Below are 1525 nucleotides of genomic sequence, written 5' to 3' on the forward strand. Positions count from 1 at the left end.
CCCGAGCTGCTGATCCGGATGCTTGTGATCGGGTATGTCGTGGGGATCCGTTCGGAGCCTCGGCTCTGTGACGAGGTTCATCTAAACCTTGCCTACCGCTGGTTTCTTTAGGTGGGCATGTTTCGTCAACTCCTTTTTTGCCTTCATTGGTTCAGCTGCACTTGAAAGGGTTCAGGCTTCTTTTCGTGCTCGACGTCTGGCGACGTCGGCGGACAGGATGGGGTGTGAAGGGTCAAACGGCCTAGCTTTGCCGCGCGATCAGTGGGAAAATTCTCAGCGTCGCAACCAGCGATGCGGGCTCATCCGACCCTCGTACCCTCCCGGGCGCGCGTTACCGCCAGAAGGCGGATTTCGTTGTCCTTGTTTTATGCAGCGGCCAAAGGCGCAGCAGGTGTTTGAGAGTCTGACCAACGGAAGTCGGTGCCATCGCACCACATGCGATGCATAACGACAGCTAGTTTGCGTGCGAGTGCAACCTTGGCTGACTTTACACTGCGGCGTTTTGCGATCCGCATCGCCCAAGACCGCACAGAAGACCATCGGCCGTGGTGCATCAGGACATGTGCGGCTTGATAGAGTGCCGTTCGAACCATTTCGTCACCGCATCGACTAATCCGGCCATCGTCGTCGATTTGCCCCGAGCTATACCGCTTGGGTGTCAGCCCAAAATGGGCCCCGACATCTCTTGATCGTTTAAACCGTTCCGGCGCATCCACTCCGGTCACATAGGTCAAGGCGACAATCACACCGACGCCAGGAACAGTCATCAAACGGCGGCAAGTTGGGTCACGTCTGGCAAGTTGAATGCAGATCTGATCGAGGCGCTCAAATGCTTCAATGATGGCACGCCGCGCGCTCAGCAATGGTTCCACTATCGCCATCAAGCTCAGGTCGTCCGCAACGAGCTCAAGGAACGCGGTCTCTAAAACCGCGCTTTGTGATAGCCCCAATTCTAAGCCCGAACACCTTCAGAGAGCCACGGATACAGTTTTCAATATCTTGCGACTTTCCCAATAGATGGCTGCGACTGACCAGAAGCATCCGGGACCGTTGCGCTTCGTCGCTTTTGACAAAGACCCGTCGGAACCAACCGAGCCGGACAAGTTGCGCAATACCGCGTGCATCGTTGCGATCTGTCTTGTTGCGCATAGCCCCCAGCCCGGCCTTAACATGACGACATTCCATGCAAATCGCGGGTAGTTCTGCTGAACGCAACTCAGTATACAGCCAGGACGCCGTAGGCCCGGCTTCGAGACCGACCCGGGCAATTGGCTGACCGAACTCCTTCAAGAGTTCAATAATGGCCTCTGGTTCCGCCACAATCTTGCGCTCAAGGCAAATGGTTCCGTCATCATCGACAACGCAAACGTTAACGGTTTCAAGGGGTGCGTCGATCCCGACATAATGTGCCATGCTTATTCCTCCAAACGGCAAATTGATGGAGCTATGATCGACCATTCCGGGTCGCCCACCTACTCCATCTCTGCCGGTTGGGTCTGGAAGGTAACGTGCAGGATCACTCGAC

Annotated in this window: 2 pseudogenes; one reads left to right on the forward strand and one right to left on the reverse strand. The window is 55.8% G+C overall.

What is annotated here, in order from left to right:
• Positions 1-105: pseudogene (locus tag R0J92_RS21350) on the forward strand (transposase); the annotation flags it as partial.
• Between the two features lie 260 nt (positions 106-365).
• On the opposite strand, the pseudogene R0J92_RS21355 reads toward R0J92_RS21350, so the two are convergent.
• Positions 366-1413 (reverse strand): annotated as a pseudogene (locus R0J92_RS21355) (IS110 family transposase).
• Between the last annotated feature and the right edge of the window lie 112 nt (positions 1414-1525).

The organism is Tritonibacter sp. SIMBA_163, assembly GCF_046535935.1.
GTDB lineage: Bacteria > Pseudomonadota > Alphaproteobacteria > Rhodobacterales > Rhodobacteraceae > Epibacterium > Epibacterium scottomollicae.